Genomic DNA, 15,490 nt, shown 5'->3' on the forward strand with positions numbered 1-15,490 from the left:
CAATGGACCGGGCTCCAGGACGTGACCTCCGGCCTTCGCCTGCACGGCATCGCGTCGCCCCCGCTGCGTTCCTGTTCCTGCTCGCCCTCACACCCGCCTATAGAGCCACTCCGGACCCCGGTGTTGGACACGCGCGCACCCTTCGGCCCCCGCGAGGAGGCACAGGCGGCCCCCTTGTCGGGGCCGTCCCCTTGGGGCGCACGGGGTACCCCGTTTCTTCTCCGCCCACCATTGACAGCATTTCCAATGAACGCACCCGCATGGTCCACGTCGAATGGAACAGTTTGTCAGCCCCGACGGGAAGCCAAGCCGTGGAATTTTTTCGGCGGACCTCCACGGGACTAGATCCGCGCACGCACACTTAGAGCCCCGCACGATTAGAAACTTCCGAACTTCCCAGGGAGCGCCACACGCGGGAGATCATCGACACCCAAAAGGCCGCGCCGACATTGATAATGGATATGATCCATCCGCCAATAGAAGAGTTATTGGAGGAAGGGTAGGTACGGGTAGCTGAGAGACAGGCGGGCTGCACTGGAACCACAGGCGCCCGGGGTAGCGAGCGGACCTCGGCCGCTGCGGCGGCCCGCCCACGATGGAGGGACTACACCTACGTTGTAGGAGTCAGGGCTCCCGACTAATGTCCCTGAATACGGTCTGACCTGCTGTGATGTCGCCCGACTGGGGCTTGGGGTTTAATCCCAAGCCAAAGCCCAAGGGAAAGCCCAAGCCGAACCCACGTCGTACCCAACCCAAGGCCCAAGGGGGCCTTCAGGCCGCATCAGCGGCCCGCCCACAGAGGAGGAACCTACGGTCGCGCTTACCAAACGGTCGAGGTCGGCTGTTCCCTGTAGGGGCGGAAGTCCGCCACTGGTGCGGTATCGATCCGCCAGGTTCCAGGAGAACCCTCTGCAAGGCTCGTGAACAGACTCTGTCGCTCTTCTTCTTGAGCGAGGCCGGTAAGCGCGTCCGCGGCTTGTTAGCAGCGACGATGGCGCTCGACCGTCACCCAGGGCTCACTTCGCGAGCTGGTTTTTCGTCGAGCCCGAGCCCTATCGGTCGCGGTTCAACAGCGTTCGGGCGTGGCCGTGAAGCAGCGGAGCGAGTTCCGGATCGTCGCCACGCTCAATGCGCAGCAGAAGACGAGCGATAACGTAGAGCTGCGCGCGCACGCCGTCGGGGGTGTCGAGCTGGTCGGCGAAGACCTCCCGCACCCTTCCAGCGGTCCCCGGCTGCAACAGGCTGTGGCACAACAGGGTCGCGCCGTCGAGTCCGGCCGGCGCCCGCCCCCAGCCTTCCCAATCGAGGATGCCCAGCTCGGGCCCGAGCACGTTGTTCCAATGCAGGTCCGCGTGAACGGTGCGCCATACCTGAACCGTCGGGTCGATGGCGTCACCGAAGAACACCAGCAACCGGCGCGAGATGTCTTCCTGGGCGACCGCGATCCGCTCCGTCGGGGTCCGCCCGACCCGGTCGAGTGCGCCCCGTAGGTCTGCCCACCAGGCGTCGGAGAGCCGCGGGTCGTCGCGCAGTTCGGCGGTCGGCGAACACACGCGCCCGGGAAGGCGGGGCATCAGCTCGGCGCGCACGCGCTCGGGCGCCTCATCCCATTCGGTGACCTCGACGACCTCGGGCTTGGGAACGCCCGTGATCGACGACGAATCGGCGTTGCCGGTCCAGAACTCGCCATGTGCCCAGCTCATGTGCTCGGTCGTCACGCGAACCCACATGTCCCCGCGGCGCCCTGTGGCGGGCGCGCCGATGCTGCGGTCGCGCCACCCGAACACCGCGTCGCCGGCCAAGGTCGCCCCGAAGCCCTCGGCCGCTCGGGCGAGCAGGTCGCGCATGCGGGCGCGGTGGCGCTGGTCGGCGAGTGTCTGGGCGGTGGTCATGAGTCGATGATGTGGCGAAGGTACTTGCCGGGGCCGGACAGGTAGCGGCGCCAGTGGTCGACCATCTCCAGTTCATCCCACTTGGTCCGGCGCGCGCCGTGGTCGCCGACTTCGATGATGTCGGCGCCGGGGGTCCCCGACAGGATCGGGCTGTGCGTGGCGCAGATGATCTGTGAGCCGGACTCGGCGAGCTCGTGCATGAGTCCGACCAGGCGAAGGCAGGACATGAAGCTAAGCGCCGCTTCGGGTTCGTCCATCAGGTACAGGCCGGGCTTGTCGAACATGGCGTTCAGGATGATCAGGAACCCTTCGCCGTGGCTGTGCTCGGACAGGTTCTCGTCCCAGTAGCCGTGCATGCCCGAGACGGCTTCGGCGAACCCGAACGTCGTTTCGGCGCGCAGGAAGTAGCCGGTGCGGGAGCGGCGCCCGGAGCTCATCTGCCGGGCGCCGCGTTGGGTCAGGTCCAGGCGCAACCGCTCGCCCAGCGGCGTCTTGGGGCGGTTGTTGGCGTACTTGCGTCCGGCGCGACCGCCGCGCGCGTCCAGTCCGTAGGCTTCGGCGATCCCTTCGACCAGGGTCGACTTGCCCGAGCCGTTCTCGCCGACCAGGAACGTAACCGGCGCGTGGAACTCCAGTGGTTCGGAGAGCAGTCGGCCGACGGCCGGCACCGTGTACGGCCAGTCGTTCGGGTCCGGGGGGTCGAGTCCTTCGGGGAGGTCGATGCCTTGGACGAACACGCTGTTCCTCTACCGGTAGTTCGGTGCGCAGTTGCCCGCGGGGGTGCAGTCCCCCTTGGGCTGACACGCCGGGCTGCACGAGGGTCCGCACTGCGGGTCGCACATCTTCGGCACGCACGTAGACGCTTCGGTGAACTCCGCTTGGAGCTCACCCACCACGGTAGCCATTCGGTCGCTGTTCAGGATGGTGCTCAACGACTGCTCTCGCACGTTGCCGACCGGAAGCCAGCGGGTGAAGACGCACGGCCACACCGTGCCGTCCGGAGCGACGGCGAGATTGCCGTGCGCGCACCGCCCGCACAGTACCGAGGTGTCGGGCTCGGCGTCGGTCCGGGCGCCGCGGCCGACGCCGCGAAGGTCGTCGTAGCGGACTTCGTCGAGGCCCAGGTCGACGAGCATGCGGCTCGCCTGGTCGCTTCGCTGGGACTCCAGAACACCGATGACACCGGCGCGCAAGGGGATGTCGCGCCGCTTGGCCTCGGTGATGTTGGCGAGCGTGCGCGCGTGGGTGGGGCGCTGGGTGATCTTCGCGTGCTCGTCGGGGTCGTCGGAGTACCACGACGTCGCCAACCGCACGCCGGGGCGCTCGAAGACCTCCCACAGTTCCGCGGGGACGTGCACGAGGTTGGTGAAGACCTCGACTTCGAGACGCCGGTCGAGCACGTGCTCGATCAGCTCGCCGAGATCGGGGGGAAGCACCGGTTCGCCACCGATGAACTGAACCATCCCGGCGCCGGCCTCGGCGACGTCGTCGATGACGCGTCGCCAGTCCTGGGCGGTCATGGTGCCGTGGGTGCCGTCGGGGCCGCTGTCGGCGTAGCAATGGGTACACGCCAACTGGCACTTGCCGGTGATCTCCAACCAGACGAAGCGCAGGGGCGGAACGTGGTTGGTGGGCGTGGTCTTCTCAAGGGGGGCGTCACGACAGTCCTTTCCGAAGCGGTCGTGCGGGTTACTGGTTCCCCCACGCCCAGGACGGAACAACGGGCACGCGAGGGGTCTATGTCGGCCCCGGAAGGAAGGGGCGTTTCCAGCGTCAGTGAGCCTTGGGAAGCGGGGACCCGAGGTCGGTCACCGGAGTATCCGCACGCAGTACCCGGACCGGCGCCGTTCGGGCGTAGGCGGCGACGGCCAGTGAGAGCTTGGGCTCTCCGTCCGGATTCCGGTACGTGTGCAGGAAGTCGAGGAAGGCGCGGCTGACCCGCGCCCGACCTTCGAGAAGTGCGAGGTTCGCTCGACCGTGCCGGGCTTCGAGCTCCTGGGCTGTCAGGGCGTCGGGTTTCTCGACGAGTCCGACCACGTGGTCACCGTCGCAGACCAGGACGCCGCGGTGTGCGGCTTCGGCTCGGGCGTAGGGGCGCGCGAACACCGCCGTCTCGGCGCCGAGCTCGCCCAGGGACGCCACGGGACGCGCGCCGGGGTACAGGTTGTCGGAGTACAGCACGTAGAGATGTCTCGGACGGTCGAGATAGTCGTCGGCGTTGAGCACGGACGTGATGTCGCTGTAGGGGCCGCTCTGGGGGATCAGGTCGAGGGCCACCTCGGGCCACCGCTGGGGTGTTGGGGCTGTGGAGGCGAGCCGGTCATAGGTGTCGGGCATGTTCAGGACGCGGCTCGCCCAGGCCGCGAACGCTGCGTAGTAGGGATGGTGCACCATTACGGCCCGCACGTTTCCCAGCTCCGCGACTTCCTCTAGCAGAAGCGCAATTCCCGGTCGCCCCTGAACCGGAAAGTATTCCTTCGGGAGGAACCGGGACCAATCGGCTCGGCGCGTCCCCAGTCCTCCGGCGGCGATCACCGCAAAGTTCCGTTTCGCCTTGACCGATTCCATTGGTACGCCCCGTTCGCTAGGGTGCCGGTATGGATACACGAGTGACGGGCCTCCTCGTGGAGGATGGGCAAGTTCTCTTGCTCGACCAGGACACCGACGGGCCTCGGCGGTGGAGTCTGCCCGGTGGGCGGGTCGAGGAAGGCGAAGCGCTCGGCGACGCCTTGGTGCGCGAGATGCGCGAAGAGACGGGTATCGAAGTTGAAGTCGGGCGACTTCTCTACGTGTGCGACCACATCGTTCCCCAAAAGGACCTTCACGTCATTCACATGACTTTCGAGGTGCGTAAAGTGGGCGGGTCTCTCGGCGAAATCGCCGAAGGGTTGGACACCCGCCCGATTCGCGGTGTGGAGTTCGTGAAAACCGCCGAGCTTCCCGAGCGGGGATTCAGTGAGACCTTCGCCCGTCTGGTCGACGACGGGTTCCCGGGCGCCGGCTCGTACATGGGGCCCAAGTCGGCGATCGGGCTATGACAAGAGCGTGATCGCCTCCTGGTCGAGCTCGGCCAGGGGGGGCGCCCGCGGTCGCCGAGGCCGGCGACCCAGCGGTTCAGGCGGTCGGCGATCTCCCGGGGCGGGGACCGCGACACGACGACCACAGGAGCGTCCGGGAACATGCTGAGAAAGCCCGGGGCGGTGAAGTAGAGGTTCGTCTCTTTGATGACGTGGGGTCCGCCGTGGTACTTGTTCCGGCGGAACGCCTCGGCCCAGTGGGTAGCCAGTGGCGAACGGGCGACGTGACCGGTCGGGGCGTTGCTCAACGGTGCCAAGGGGTGTTCTCTGCCGAGCTGTCGCCGAAGGGGTTCGTTGTGCTGGGTCGTCGAGGCTCGCAAGGAGTCGAGGACCCAGTTCGACCCGACGCGCTCGGAGGTCCCCAACACGAGAATCGGAGGGCGCGTCAACTCGGTATCCATGTCTTATGTCCTCCTCGGGGGTAGAGGCCCGAAAGCCGTCGGAGTTGCAGGGGGTAAGCCTCCTGAGGGCGCAGCATCCGAATCGGTGGCGGGCACATGGCATGTCCTGTGGGGCACCGACTCGATCTGCCAAGGTCCGCAGGGCGGCCTGTGCGGTGGCTTGCCTGCCGCGCCGCCCGGCCGAGGGCGGGGCGTGATGGCACGGCGGGTGCACTTCCGACGGGGGCCGGGTGCCGGGCACGGGGAAGTCACGCCCGGCCCTCAGTGCGGGTGCCGGCCCCGCCCCCTCGGGCCGGGGCCGGCAGTCTCAGGTGACGCGGACAGCGTCGGCGTTCCACCAGCCGTACTCGGTTCCGAGGCCGCCGAGTTCGTCGGCGACGACGGCGAGGCGTTCGCGGGTGGCGTCGCCATCCTCCAGGCCGTGCTCGGCGCAGAACGCCTGCTCCTGGTCGGCGGACATCGTGATGCGCACCTGCATCCTGACCTCCTCAGGATCCATCGTGTCCCCCTCTCTGTTTCTGCCGCAGGTCAGCGGCAGGTCTGTAGAGGGGGGAGATCACCTGCAGCCGCAGGGGCGGGGCTGGTCGGCCGGGTAGCTGGTGCCGCAGTGCGGGCATGTGCGGTAGGGGCGGCCTGAGGAGTCGGGCACCGGTCGTCACTCCTCACCCTCCGGAGCCACCCGGGGCAGGCGCCGGACCCCGCGCATGTGATCCAGTATCGCCTCGCCCTGGTAGACAACGGCCCGCCACCACGCCGCAGTGTCCTCGTCCTCGGTGGTGCGGGCGCCGGTCATCGCGACGTCGAGGAGGGCCTGGAGGACGGCCTGGTGCTCATCGTGGCCGGGACGGAGCCGGAGACCGCCGCGCGCGTCATCGGTCAGAGTGAGGACCGCGTCGCCGGTCTCGGCGTCGAGGTAGGCCCACACCACGCCCGCGTCCGGGACGGGGTCGAGGTCGGCCGCCTCGGCGGAGGACACGGCGGGGACAGGTCGGGGGTAGAGCTGTCGGGTCATCACGCCGCCCTCCCCGTGCCGTCGGCGGGCACCCAGTACCAGCCGCTCCGTTCGGACCGCTGGCCGGGCATCTGGCCGGTGCGCACTCGGCACCGGACGGTGCCCGGGGTGACGCCGAGGCGGGCGGCGGCCTCCCGCGCAGTGAGGGTCTCGGGAGCGCGCAGGGTATCGTCCGCCCACCCCGGCCTCCACGACTGGGAAGAGGCGTCGCGGTGGTCGCCGTGGTGTCCCGAGGGCAGCGTGCAGGGGACGCGGTGGCGGCCGACGCCGGGACCCCACCCGGGGCGGCGCTGCCCGCACTGCTGGTCGCCGGTGGGCATCTATGCCACCTCCCGCATGGTGTCGGCGAGCAGTCGCCGCTCGTCGGCATCCGCCGAGGTGGCGGGGACGTAGGGGCGGGCGTATGCCACGCCGGTAAGCGCGGCCAGCGCGTCGTCGAGGACGTCCACGCTGCTGGTGGTGATGACGGTGTCCTCATCACGGCGGGACTGGGCCCGGTACGGGGTCGGGGACCCATGGTCGTAGGTGATCCACCAGTCGGAGCGGTGGCGGCTGGCGACCTCGCAGAACCGACCGTACCCGGGGATCCGATCGGTGCCGTAGCTGCGGGTTCGGGCGGCGTGGCGCCCCGGCCGCCTCAGCGCCGGCGGGGACTGCGGGCGCGCGCCCCGCTCGGAGCGCTGGTAAGAGTCCAAAACGGACACGTCCATACGTGCCTCCTCGGGAGTCGCCGGGTGGGAAGGCCCGGCTGCTTCAGGTGGAGCCATCGTCACACAGCCCGGACTATATTCTCAATGCCCATGTTTGAAGTCGGTGCGAGAATCTAACCTGCACAGTGAGGTCAAGGTTGGGCGGTGTACTAATTTGTCTGCTGGTGGGAAGTTCGGCGTAGGATCACAGGCGAGAGCCACTTCGACGAGGAGCGACCCGACGATGGCCAGCAGCCCTCCCCTCCGCCGTCGGCGCCTGTCCCGGCGCCTGCGTGAACTACGGGAGGCGAGCGGCTACACGTCGGAGTACGTGACCGCTGAGGCGAAGCGCCGTGGTGGAAAGTGGTCGCGGGGCAAGCTCACGCGGATCGAGAACAACGAGTGGACCAGGCCCGACCCCAAGGACGTCGAGGCCCTGCTGGACATCTACAAGGTGACCGATCCGCAGGAGCGCGACGCCTACCTCACCCTCGCCAAGCAGGCGCGCCAGCGCGGATGGTGGGTCAGCTACTCCGACGTTGTCGGCAAAGGGACCTACGTCGGTCTCGAAATCGAAGCGTCCCGCATCCGCACCTACGAGGCCCTCGTCGTCCCCGGCCTCCTCCAGACCGAGGCGTATGCCCGCGCCGTGATGAGCAGCCACGGCGTCACCGACCCCAGCGACATCGACCGCCGCGTCGAGGCGCGGGAGATGCGCAAGCAGATCCTCGCGAAGGCCGACGCGCCGCGCATCTGGGCGATCATCGACGAGGCCGCCCTGCGCAAGATCCCCGCCGACATCCGCGAGGAGCAACTGCGATACCTGGTCGACATCCAGCGGCCGTCACTGCGCATCCAGGTTCTCCCGGACAGTGCCGGCCTCCACGCCGCCACCGCTGGGTCGTTCGTGATCCTGGACTTCCCGGAGGACCCGCCGGTCGTATACCGGGAAGATGTAATGTCCGAGCTGTTCTACGAGGACCCGGTCGAGGTCGACCATTGCGAGATGGTCTACGACCATGTCCACGCCTCGGCGCTGAGCGTGGAAGAGTCCCAACAGTTCCTCGAAGAACTGATCAGCGCATCCCAGTAGGAGAACACCAATGCCTGCCGCATCCCACAGGCTGGTCTTCCGGAAGTCCAGCTACTCCCAGGGCAAGACGCAGAACTGCGTCGAGGTCGCCGACGCCCCCGGGGCATCCGCTGTTCGTGACAGCAAGCATCCGGGCGCCGGCCATCTCCAGTTCCCGGCCACCGAGTGGCGAGCGTTCCTGGAGGACCTCAAGGCCGACCGCATCTGACCGACCACACACGAGCGGCCCCCGGCGCACATGCCGGGGGCCGCTCGCATGCTTACCTGAAGCATCCCGAAGCCATCGTAAGGGGTGTTGCGGCGCTCACCTAGCGGCGGCTGTGTCCGGTCAGGTGGCCGCGGCCACGCGTGCGTCCTGGTAGGCGGTCACGGCGGAAGAGCGGTCGCTGGCGCCGGTTGGGGATGCGGACGACCGCCTACGGCTGCTTGCCGGTCCCGCCGCACATCGTGCACGGGACCATCACTACGGTCCCGTCCTGGGACTGCTGCACCTGCCCACGCCCGGCGCAACCCGAGCAGTTGACCTCTTTGCGGTGCTCACCCATCGCGTCCTCCGATCACGTTGTCCGGACGGTCCAGCCACACGTGCTGCCCCTGTCGGTCGACGAGCAGCCCGAGACGGTCGCGGCCCGGGGACCCCATCCCCAGCCACTCCAGGTAGACCTCCTCCAGCTCCGCCCACAAGGAGCGGGGGCCGCTCTCCTCCACGTCGGGCCCCTCCCCGCCCGTGCGGATGGCGAGGGCGTAGGAGCCGGTGCCCGGGTCCCACAACCCGATCCGGTCGTCAGGGGCGCCCAGGGCGTCGATCGCGACCCCGGGGAGGAGCGCCGCCGCCACCACCTCCAGGCCCCGGTCCGCGCCGGCGATGCGCATCGGGTCGACGCGGCCGATGGAGTCGCGGCGGTGGCCATTCGGTTGGGGGATCGGTCGGCGCTGGGAGCGCAGCATCATGAACGAGGTGTCGCCGTAGAAGCGCCCCACGGCGCGCCCGCCGCCCAGGCCCGTCAGGGCCACCGTGTGTGCCCTCACCTGCACCGGCGCCCAGGGCAGGACCATCACGCCGCCGGGGCGCAGCTGCTCTGCCCACACGGCCGGGATACCGGCCACGGCGCAGGTGACGTGCACCCGGTCGAAGGGCGCGCCCTCAGGGTGCCCCTGCGCGCCGTCGCCCACGACGAGACGGGGCGCGAGTCCGGCGCGCTTGAGGTTCCCCTCGGCATGCGCGGCGACTTGGGCGTCGACCTCGACCGTGGTCACCCGGTCCTCGCCCAGGCGCGCGGCCAGTAGACCGGCGGTCCATCCGGTACCGGTGCCGATCTCCAGTACCCGGTCGCCGGGATGGGGGGCGAGCAGCCGGAGGAAGTCCAGCACGAGGCCGGGGGCGGTCGAGGAGCTGGTGGGCAGCCCCGTGGTGTCCGGCGTGAGGGGGGCGGCGCCGTCGTCCACCTGGGTGAGGATGGTGGTGTCGCTGTAGACCGCCTCCCGCCACCGGTCGGGGTCGCTGCTGCGGTCGATCAACTGGTGGCCGGCCACGGCCCGGTCGGGGATGAAGTGTTCGCGCGGTACGGCGCGGAACTCCTCATCCCAGTCGGGCACGGCCAAGGCGGTGAGACGGTCAACGTCGGCATCGGCCATGAGACGACGGTAACTGTGCGGGTGCGGTCTGTCAGGAGGTGACCGGGGCCGGTCACCCACGTCACCTCACCGACCCCGGCCAGGCGGCCGTGGCCACAAGCTCGCCCTGGTAAGGAGCGGCCGGGCGGTCACCGTGTCCGGCCACGGGCCGCTCGGCCGGGGCGGGGGCCGGGCGGACCCCGGCCAGCTCCAGCGCCGCCTCGACCCGGCGGACGATCCGGCGGCCGGTGCGCTCCGAGCAGCCGGTCATGGCGGCCACCTCGCCGTGGCCGACCGACCACGTCCTCGTAGAGACCGAGCCCGCCCTGCACCGGGTTCCGCGTCGGCTTGCGCCGGACGCCGATGTCGTGGGGGTGTTCCTAGCGACCATGGACGCGGCGATGGACCGGCGCCCCTGGGCCGACTCCACCACCCTGTTCCACCTGACCGGCGGGTTCGACTCGGGCACGGTGGCCACCCGCGGGGCCGAGCGCCACCCCGGCCTGTTCCCCACAGCGACCCTGCTGATCGGCGGGCCGGGGCGAAAGCAGCAGATCAGGCGCCGCGCCGAGATGCGCGAGCGCGTGCGGTTCGCCGACCCCGACCTCGTCATCTACGCCATGGAGTACCCGCCGCTGGCGCCCGGGTGCCGCTGGGTCGCCGGGCACCCGGTGTCGCCGACGGAGGACCCCTTGCACCACCCGTTCACCATGATGGCGCGTGCTGTCGCCGAGGCTGGCGCCCGCACGGTCGTGACCGGCCTCGGCGGCGACGAGATGGTCGCCCTCACCCAGAAGGAGGAGCCGCACGAGGGGCCCGGGGACATCAGCGACGCCCAGATCCTGCCCTGGGTCGGGCCGCGCGCACGGCAGGTGCTGGAGTTCGCCGACGACGGGATCGCGCCCCCGGCACGGGTGAACTCCATGACGCTGCTGTCGCTGGAGACGACCGCGCCGATCCTGCTGTGGGAGGGGCTGTGGCCGGTGCACCCGTTCGCCGACCCGGCGATGGTCGAGCTCGGCGAGCAGTTGCCGTTCGCCTGGCGCGAGTTGAAACAGGTACAGCGTCGGCGCCTGGCGTCGCTGGGCATGAGCGAGGACGTCGTACACCCGGTCGAGCGCGAGTCCTTCGCCGAGGTCGTCGAGCACGCGCTGACGGCCCACGCGCCGGAGCTGTTCGCTCGTATGCTGGCCGACGGATCGCCGCTGTTCGACGACGCTCTGGTCGACCCGGACGGGCTGCGCTCGGCGGTGGAGAACCTGACCGCGGGGGCCTACAGCGAAGAGCGGGACGGGAAGACCCTGGAAGTGCTGAGCCTGCACATGAGCGCCACCGCCTTCCTGCGTTGAGAGGACACGCCATGTTCACCATGCGCCCCGCCACCACGGCCGACACCGCCGACGTCGCGAAGATGATCGCCGCGCGCTGCGACTGGCAGGAACAGCACGGACTGGAATCCTGGCGCGGAGAGGTCGAGGACCTGGCAGGACAGGCCGGAAGCGGCACCATGTGGGTTCTCGAAAACGGCGGGCGCATCGTCGGCTGCACCACCGTCATGGACCAGGCACCCCCGAAGGACTGGACCCCCGAGGAGGCCGCGGAACCTGCGCTTTACCTGTTCACGACCGTGACCGACCCCGCCTACCAGGCACACAAGCCCGGGACGCTGATCGCGCTGTGGGCGGTGGACCGGGCGGCACGGCAGGGGCGCACGTGGGTTCGGCGGGGGTGTTTCTTCCCCGAGCTTGTCACGTATTACAGGACACAGGGGTTCGCCCTGGTCAAGGAGCAGGAGCGAAGCGCCGGACACCTGTACCTGCTCGCGCGCCGGGCAGAACGCCTCGACCTGGGACGGCTCGGGATCACTGAGGCCTGAGGAAAGAGCCGCGCTGTGCAGGACCAGCCCTGGACCCATGCGCCCCTCGTGGCCGTGGACCTGGAAGGCACCGGCGCCCAGGACAAGGAGCACGAGGCGATCCTGGAGGTCGCGCTGGTGCCCCTGCACGGCGGCTCCCCCGACATGGCCCGCGCGTGGGAGACCCTGGTTAACCCGGGGCGGCCGGTTCCCAAGCGCCCGTGGATCTCACCGGGGCTGACCGACGAGGTACTCGCCGACGCACCATCCCCTGAGCAGGTGGGGCAGTAGCTGGAGCGCAGGGTGACCGGGGTGTGCCTAGTGGGCCACAACGTAGGGGTGGAGTGGAAGCTGTTGCACCGCCACCACCCGGGGCTGCGCCCCGCCGGTCTGGTGGACACGCTGAAGCTGGCACGCAACACGGGGGTTGCGGCCCCGCGAGGGCTCGGCGCCCTGTTGGACCGGTTCGACCTGCGCGGCCTCGTTGGAGAGCTGGTGCCGGACGGTCGGCCGCACCGCGCCCTATGGGACACGGTCGGGGCCGCAGTTCTGCTACAGCATCTGGCGCAGGACTTCCCCGAAGTACCAACGGTCGGGAAGCTACTGGAGCAGGGCGAAGTCCCTGTGGGCGCGGAACCGGATGAGGCGACGCTCTTCTGAACCGCACCGATTGGACACCGTCATGTCGTCCAGGAGGCGCTCGTTTGCATCACGGCACGGACCGCCGAAAGGCGTTCTGGACCGCCGCCCAGATCCCGGGCGTCAGGCTGCGGCCGGAGCTCGCAGCAAGGCGGCAAGCTCGTCCACAAGCCGCCGGGCCGCCCCCTGCGCATCCGCCCACGGGTGGGTGCACTGGGCGCCGTCGGCGCCGCGCCAGCAGAACGCTCCGCCGCGCACCCACACGGTGACCCCGCCCGGCAGCGAGACCACCGACACCCGGGCGTCCGCCGCCCCGAACACCCGCCCCACCCCGGCGGTCCGCAGTGCCGCGAGCAACGCCTGCGCCGCCCCCGCAGCATCACCCTGGTAGCCGCCCTGGGGCCGGTGCCCTGCCCGGGGCGCTGGCACCCCTGCAGGCGCGCCAGCGGCGCGTCGGCGTCCTCCGAACGCCCGAGCGGGTCCCGTTGCCCCGCGCGGGCGGGGCCGCACCAGCCACAGCGGCCCGGTGCTCTGAACGGTCTCGGTGGCGATAGCGGTGGTGGTCAGCATGGACGCCCCTCCCGGGCCCGGCGCCGCCGTGCGCGGCGCGATCACCACCGATGAACCCGCACCTCGACGAGAACCTTCAATACCACGCGGAAAAGTACCTCGAGAACCTCTTTGGAGGAAGTACAGCCGCGGTCATGGCCAGATGTGGCAACCTCCATCCCATACAAGGTCTTTGTGCGACCATCAGCGCTATGCCTCTCACACAGTTCGAACCTCTCGCTGATGACGAAGACCCGACGATCAACGACTACTACCGACCCATCAGAAGCACTCGCTTGCACATCGACGAACTGGAAAGATTGCTAGCTTTCCTAAAGCAAAATACCGAATCAATGAAAATAGCAGCAGGAAATGTGTACAGAAAAAAGAACAAAAGGAAAGATAGGCCCGCTTATTGGCTAACCACGCCAGATGCATTGGCGCTAATGAAGCGCAGAGACCGTAAGCATGTATGGATTTTTACAGAAAACCCAAAACTTGAAATTAGGCTCGGCGACTCATTGGCATACATAAAGACCAACGACACATCCCCTCAGGTACATGACATCGCAGATCGCTTCCATGAACTTGTTTCATACAGACACCCCAAGATGGCCAATCTTTGGCACTTCGGATTCAAGCGCTGGATGTTGATCCTATCCTCAGCCATCGTGGCATCCTTTTTGATAGTCAGTGGAGGAGAATTTACCTCACATGCACATATCAGAAACACTCTCACAGTCCCCGTTGCCACAATCGGATTCATCTATATCTTGACAGCATTTGCAACACGATTCACTGGCAGAGCCCCCATAAGCTCTCGCAGAAGCAAATGGCTCTCAACTATCATTGCAACAATACTGCTTCCACCAGCGATCGAATGGGTCTATGATAAACTTAATTGGGTGATAGACGTTCTCAGTAAGCTGTTTTCCGTGAACCCCAGCCCACGCATAAATGGTTCGCGATAAGCTTCACACTCACCCTGCCGCGTCGATCTCAGCCTGGATGGTCAAATTGCGTAGCGTTTCGTGGTTGGCGTCCAGCTGAACGAAACAGGATGGCGGCTCGGGTATGTTCCGTGAGGCCTAGAGAAATAATCCGGTAACCACCTGTCGTGGTGGATTGGTTGGGTGCATTCTGAGGGTGCCACGATCCGCCGATGGAAGGACCTTCGACGATGCGGTTCCTTGTGTTGGCCGGTGCGCCGGCGCTGTTGGTGATGGCGGGATGCGGCGGTTCGGGGGAGGCAGATCCGGACGAGGATACGTCGTCATCGCTGTCCGCATCGTGGTTCACCGTGAAGGTCACGACCAGCTCGGGGTCGATCGGGCGGAATCACGATGACCGGTTCTGCGCGTGGGTGGGTACCTCATATGTACTGCGCGACGATGACGGCGGCATCGTGGCCGAGGGGGATGCGGAGTCCCGGGTCGAGGGCAAGGCCGAGGCCAACGGTGAGCCCGCACAGATCGGCAAGGTGACGTCGCTGGATCCTTATGAGTGCGTAATGGACTTCCGGGTTGAGGAGGTGCCGCGCGGAGAGTTCTTCGAACTGGAGGTGAGCACCGAGTCGGTCCCCGACGGCGAGGAGTTCACCGAGAAGGTGGTGCTGTCACGGGAAGATCTGGATTCGGTGGTGAAACTGGAGTTTACCCAATGAAGCTGGGCTGGTCCGGCTCAACGTGCTACCCCCAGTAAGCGAAGCCGGACCGGGCGGGGCCCGGCGCGACGGGGTGTGTCCACTGGACGCTCGTGGAATGGCGAAGGGCCCAGGTAAGAGACTACCCCCGCGTGGGTGAGGGCGGTCTGCACCACAGCTCGTCGGCCGATCGCTCCGCGTTCGCTCTGTAGCTGGCGGACAGCGTGCCCCATCCCCGGGGAAGGCCTCCTGTCGAGGTTCTCGGACGCGAGGTGCTCGCCTCGTGGCGGTGTTCAGCGTGCGAGGGCCTCGCGACTTCGGTAGTGGTGGGCGCGGCGGGTCCCACTCAAAATTGGACAAAACCACCATTCACCAGCGGTTCAACCAGCAGCGGAGCGGACTTTTAATCCGCGGGTTCAGGGTTCGATCCCCTGGGGGCCCACCGCAGAGCCCTCAGGTCGGCGCAGTGCGATCAGCGTGCAGATCTGGGGGCTTTCCCGCTTCAGGCCTGCTCTTCCTGCCCCGGGGCCTCCCAGGTCCACAGGAGGGCGATGTCCACTCTGGTGAAGCGTCGGCCCGCCGGGGTGTCCGCCGCGGTGCACCTGACTCTCAGGCCGGCGGAACGGTGCAGTCGGTCGTCGGGGCGGTGGAAGTACACCACCTGCCCGGACGTGGCCCGCACCTCCCGCCGTCCCCGTCCGCCGGGCCGTCCACCAGCACGTCGCCGTGCACGTGGTGCGTCCTCTCACCGGCGGCCCGTGCGCCGTCCAGGAACGCCGCCACCTCGTCGATGCCGCGCAGGACCCCGCCCTTCGGGGACCGGACCTCCACATCGTCGGCGTAGACCCGGTGCACCTCCTCGTGGCGCCCCTGGTCCAAGAGCAGGGCCAGACGGGCGAAGAGCTCGGTGATCTCGGCGCGGTCGGTCGTCGTCGCGTCCACGGGCCCCACTTTCGCTGGTTAAGCCAACATAGGCGCCGCCAACCATAACCACCTTCATTGGCCCTGCCAACAGTGTTACGGTGGC

Annotated in this window: 21 protein-coding genes; 9 read left to right on the forward strand and 12 right to left on the reverse strand. The window is 68.2% G+C overall.

What is annotated here, in order from left to right; translation table 11 throughout:
• Nucleotides 1-1,052: 1,052 nt before the first annotated feature.
• The 4 genes from C892_RS0122995 to C892_RS0123010 form a co-directional block, all read right to left on the reverse strand.
• Nucleotides 1,053-1,892 carry a hypothetical protein gene (locus C892_RS0122995; protein WP_017559109.1) on the reverse strand — a complete coding sequence of 280 codons (840 nt, stop codon included), beginning with the start codon at nucleotides 1,890-1,892 and terminating at the stop codon, nucleotides 1,053-1,055.
• Nucleotides 1,889-2,629 (reverse strand): AAA family ATPase, encoded by a 741-nt coding sequence (locus tag C892_RS0123000; protein ID WP_017559110.1) that lies wholly within the window; start codon nucleotides 2,627-2,629, stop codon nucleotides 1,889-1,891. The genes C892_RS0122995 and C892_RS0123000 overlap by 4 nt, the downstream gene beginning before the upstream one ends.
• Before the next feature lie 9 nt (nucleotides 2,630-2,638).
• Nucleotides 2,639-3,490: a radical SAM/SPASM domain-containing protein gene (locus C892_RS0123005; protein ID WP_017559111.1), complete on the reverse strand. Its 852-nt coding sequence runs from the start codon at nucleotides 3,488-3,490 to the stop codon at nucleotides 2,639-2,641.
• A 175-nt stretch (nucleotides 3,491-3,665) separates the two neighbouring features.
• Entirely contained in the window at nucleotides 3,666-4,460 is a 795-nt protein-coding gene (locus C892_RS0123010) for a sugar phosphate nucleotidyltransferase (protein ID WP_152513457.1), read from the reverse strand.
• Between the two features lie 29 nt (nucleotides 4,461-4,489).
• Between C892_RS0123010 and C892_RS0123015 the strand changes: the two genes are divergently transcribed.
• Nucleotides 4,490-4,930: an NUDIX domain-containing protein gene (locus C892_RS0123015; protein WP_239647493.1), complete on the forward strand. Its 441-nt coding sequence runs from the start codon at nucleotides 4,490-4,492 to the stop codon at nucleotides 4,928-4,930.
• A 747-nt stretch (nucleotides 4,931-5,677) separates the two neighbouring features.
• Here C892_RS0123015 and C892_RS31920 read toward each other — a convergent pair.
• The 4 genes from C892_RS31920 to C892_RS0123035 all read right to left on the reverse strand — a co-directional run bounded on the left by C892_RS31920 (nucleotide 5,678) and on the right by C892_RS0123035 (nucleotide 7,092).
• Nucleotides 5,678-5,848: a hypothetical protein gene (locus C892_RS31920; protein WP_017559114.1), complete on the reverse strand. Its 171-nt coding sequence runs from the start codon at nucleotides 5,846-5,848 to the stop codon at nucleotides 5,678-5,680.
• 177 nt (nucleotides 5,849-6,025) lie between these two features.
• Nucleotides 6,026-6,382, reverse strand: coding sequence for a hypothetical protein (locus C892_RS0123025; protein ID WP_239647494.1), 357 nt, complete (start codon nucleotides 6,380-6,382; stop codon nucleotides 6,026-6,028).
• On the reverse strand, nucleotides 6,382-6,702 hold the full coding sequence (locus tag C892_RS0123030; RefSeq protein ID WP_017559116.1) for a helix-turn-helix domain-containing protein: 321 nt from the start codon (nucleotides 6,700-6,702) through the stop codon (nucleotides 6,382-6,384). The genes C892_RS0123025 and C892_RS0123030 overlap by 1 nt, the downstream gene beginning before the upstream one ends.
• Entirely contained in the window at nucleotides 6,703-7,092 is a 390-nt protein-coding gene (locus C892_RS0123035) for a hypothetical protein (RefSeq protein WP_017559117.1), read from the reverse strand. It lies immediately after the preceding gene.
• Between the two features lie 223 nt (nucleotides 7,093-7,315).
• Between C892_RS0123035 and C892_RS0123040 the strand changes: the two genes are divergently transcribed.
• Nucleotides 7,316-8,164 carry a helix-turn-helix domain-containing protein gene (locus tag C892_RS0123040; RefSeq protein WP_017559118.1) on the forward strand — a complete coding sequence of 283 codons (849 nt, stop codon included), beginning with the start codon at nucleotides 7,316-7,318 and terminating at the stop codon, nucleotides 8,162-8,164.
• Nucleotides 8,165-8,174: 10 nt separating this feature from the next.
• Nucleotides 8,175-8,372: a DUF397 domain-containing protein gene (locus C892_RS0123045; protein ID WP_017559119.1), complete on the forward strand. Its 198-nt coding sequence runs from the start codon at nucleotides 8,175-8,177 to the stop codon at nucleotides 8,370-8,372.
• Nucleotides 8,373-8,701: 329 nt separating this feature from the next.
• Here C892_RS0123045 and C892_RS0123055 read toward each other — a convergent pair whose 3' ends face one another.
• Nucleotides 8,702-9,799: a methyltransferase domain-containing protein gene (locus C892_RS0123055; RefSeq protein WP_017559121.1), complete on the reverse strand. Its 1,098-nt coding sequence runs from the start codon at nucleotides 9,797-9,799 to the stop codon at nucleotides 8,702-8,704.
• A gap of 61 nt (nucleotides 9,800-9,860) precedes the next feature.
• A complete protein-coding gene (locus tag C892_RS0123060; protein WP_017559122.1) occupies nucleotides 9,861-10,049 on the reverse strand; it encodes a hypothetical protein in 189 nt (62 codons plus the stop codon).
• On the opposite strand from C892_RS0123060, the gene C892_RS29455 reads away from it, so the two are divergent.
• Genes C892_RS29455 through C892_RS0123080 form a run of 4 tightly spaced genes read left to right on the forward strand, consistent with a single transcriptional unit; the run spans nucleotide 10,048 to nucleotide 12,293 of the window.
• On the forward strand, nucleotides 10,048-11,127 hold the full coding sequence (locus tag C892_RS29455; RefSeq protein WP_239647495.1) for an asparagine synthase-related protein: 1,080 nt from the start codon (nucleotides 10,048-10,050) through the stop codon (nucleotides 11,125-11,127). The two genes, C892_RS0123060 and C892_RS29455, sit on opposite strands and share 2 nt — an antisense overlap.
• An 11-nt stretch (nucleotides 11,128-11,138) precedes the next feature.
• Entirely contained in the window at nucleotides 11,139-11,654 is a 516-nt protein-coding gene (locus C892_RS0123070; protein WP_017559124.1) for a GNAT family N-acetyltransferase, read from the forward strand.
• 15 nt (nucleotides 11,655-11,669) lie between these two features.
• The gene (locus C892_RS0123075) at nucleotides 11,670-11,924 is read left to right on the forward strand and encodes a 3'-5' exonuclease (protein ID WP_017559125.1); all 255 of its coding nucleotides are present in this window, start codon (nucleotides 11,670-11,672) and stop codon (nucleotides 11,922-11,924) included.
• 48 nt (nucleotides 11,925-11,972) lie between these two features.
• The gene (locus C892_RS0123080; RefSeq protein ID WP_239647496.1) at nucleotides 11,973-12,293 is read left to right on the forward strand and encodes a 3'-5' exonuclease family protein; all 321 of its coding nucleotides are present in this window, start codon (nucleotides 11,973-11,975) and stop codon (nucleotides 12,291-12,293) included.
• A 102-nt stretch (nucleotides 12,294-12,395) separates the two neighbouring features.
• Here the strand turns inward: C892_RS0123080 and C892_RS0123085 are convergent, their stop codons facing one another.
• The gene (locus tag C892_RS0123085) at nucleotides 12,396-12,629 is read right to left on the reverse strand and encodes a hypothetical protein (RefSeq protein WP_239647497.1); all 234 of its coding nucleotides are present in this window, start codon (nucleotides 12,627-12,629) and stop codon (nucleotides 12,396-12,398) included.
• A gap of 263 nt (nucleotides 12,630-12,892) precedes the next feature.
• On the opposite strand from C892_RS0123085, the gene C892_RS31460 reads away from it, so the two are divergent.
• On the forward strand, nucleotides 12,893-13,792 hold the full coding sequence (locus C892_RS31460; protein ID WP_152513458.1) for a hypothetical protein: 900 nt from the start codon (nucleotides 12,893-12,895) through the stop codon (nucleotides 13,790-13,792).
• A 209-nt stretch (nucleotides 13,793-14,001) separates the two neighbouring features.
• Nucleotides 14,002-14,484, forward strand: coding sequence for a hypothetical protein (locus C892_RS0123090; protein ID WP_017559128.1), 483 nt, complete (start codon nucleotides 14,002-14,004; stop codon nucleotides 14,482-14,484).
• A gap of 588 nt (nucleotides 14,485-15,072) precedes the next feature.
• On the opposite strand, the gene C892_RS29460 is transcribed toward C892_RS0123090, so the two are convergent.
• Entirely contained in the window at nucleotides 15,073-15,405 is a 333-nt protein-coding gene (locus C892_RS29460; RefSeq protein WP_017559129.1) for a nuclear transport factor 2 family protein, read from the reverse strand.
• Nucleotides 15,406-15,490: the final 85 nt, after the last annotated feature.

Origin of the sequence: Nocardiopsis baichengensis YIM 90130 (assembly GCF_000341205.1) — a bacterium.
In the GTDB taxonomy this organism is placed as follows: domain Bacteria; phylum Actinomycetota; class Actinomycetes; order Streptosporangiales; family Streptosporangiaceae; genus Nocardiopsis_A; species Nocardiopsis_A halophila.